We start from the raw sequence: 1,268 nt of genomic DNA, 5'->3' as shown, positions 1-1,268 counted from the left end.
ATCTGCACCACCGCCGGGCGGACGGCGCGCACCAGCTCCGCGAACCCGGCGGAGGGCGCGGCGCGGGTCAGCGTGACGGCGGGCGCCGTGGGCGCCGGCGAGGTCTGCGCATGCACGGCGAGGCCGCCAAGCGCGGTGGTGCCGAGCAGCAGGCCGAGCAGCGCATTGCGCGCGCGGCGGCCGGGCAGGCGGGTGGGATTGGTCTGGTCCATGCGGTGTCTCTCCTGACGCATGCTGCGGGGTCCGCTTCGCATCGACAGGAGAATGGAGAGCCGCGGCTGACATGTCCGGAACGCGAGACTGAAAGGATTTTCAGCCTTCGCGCGTCCGCGCGTCAGCCTGAGAGGCCGAGAGATCCACGGTGACGCGCAGGCCCGGCGCGGCGTCCGACAGCACGGGCTGCGTGCCGTGCAGCCGCGCCACCGCCGCGACCAGCGCCAGGCCGAGCCCGCTGCCCGGCGTCCCGCGGCTGCGGTCCAGCCGGTAGAAGCGCCGCAGCACGCGGTCGCGCTCCTCCGCCGGGATGCCGGGGCCGTCGTCGGCGACCTCCAGCACCGGGCCGGGGCGCAGCCCGACGCGCAGCGTCGGCCCGCCATGGGCCAGCGCGTTGTCGAGCAGGTTCGCCAGCATCTGCCGCAGCAGCGCAGCGTCGCCATGCACGCGCTGGCCCGGCGCGACCTCCGCATGGAGCGTGCGCCCGGCCTCCTCGGCCACCACTTCGTAGGCCTCGGCCAGCGTCGCGACGAGCGCGCTGAGATCGACCACCGGCGCCTCGCCCGGCGGCAGCGGCGGGCCTGCCTCCAGCTGGGCGATGCGCAGCAGCGCGGCGAAGGTGCCGAGCACCGTGTCCAGCTCGGCCAGCGCAGCGTCCAGCGTCGCGGTGTCGGCCTGCGCGTCCCGGGGCTGGGCCAGCGCGGCCTCCAGCTGCTGCCGCAGGCGGGAGAGCGGGCCGCGCAGGTCGTGCGCCACATCCGCGGTCACCTGGCGCATGCCCTCGATCAGTGCTTCCTGCCGCGCCAGCAGCGTGTTCACCGTGGCGGCGAGGCGATCGAACTCGTCGGCGGTGCCGGCCAGCGGCAGGCGGCGCGCCAGGTCGCCGCGCATCACCTCCTCCGCCGCGCCCGACACGGCGCGCAGGCGGCGCTGCAGGCTCCGCGCCATCAGCAGGCCGAAGGCCAGCGCGATCAGCACCGCGATGGCGCCGGTGGCGAGCAGCGTGCCGGCCAGCGGGGCCGCGGTGTCCAGCACGGCGCCGAGCTCGGCGGCGA

General features: G+C 76.3%; 2 protein-coding genes. Both read right to left on the bottom strand.

The annotated features are described in order from the left end of the window. Positions 1-212 (bottom strand): hypothetical protein (locus OZN99_RS31870; protein ID WP_270939197.1); only part of this gene is annotated, 212 nt, incomplete at its 3' end. Between the two features lie 100 nt (positions 213-312). After that, a partial coding sequence (locus tag OZN99_RS31865) for a sensor histidine kinase (protein ID WP_270939196.1) occupies positions 313-1,268 on the bottom strand: 956 nt, incomplete at its 5' end.

This window comes from Falsiroseomonas oryzae (assembly GCF_027856955.1).
In the GTDB taxonomy this organism is placed as follows: domain Bacteria; phylum Pseudomonadota; class Alphaproteobacteria; order Acetobacterales; family Acetobacteraceae; genus Falsiroseomonas; species Falsiroseomonas oryzae.
Note: the sequence above shows the minus strand (reverse complement) of the source record. Positions and strands in the feature narration are given on the sequence as shown.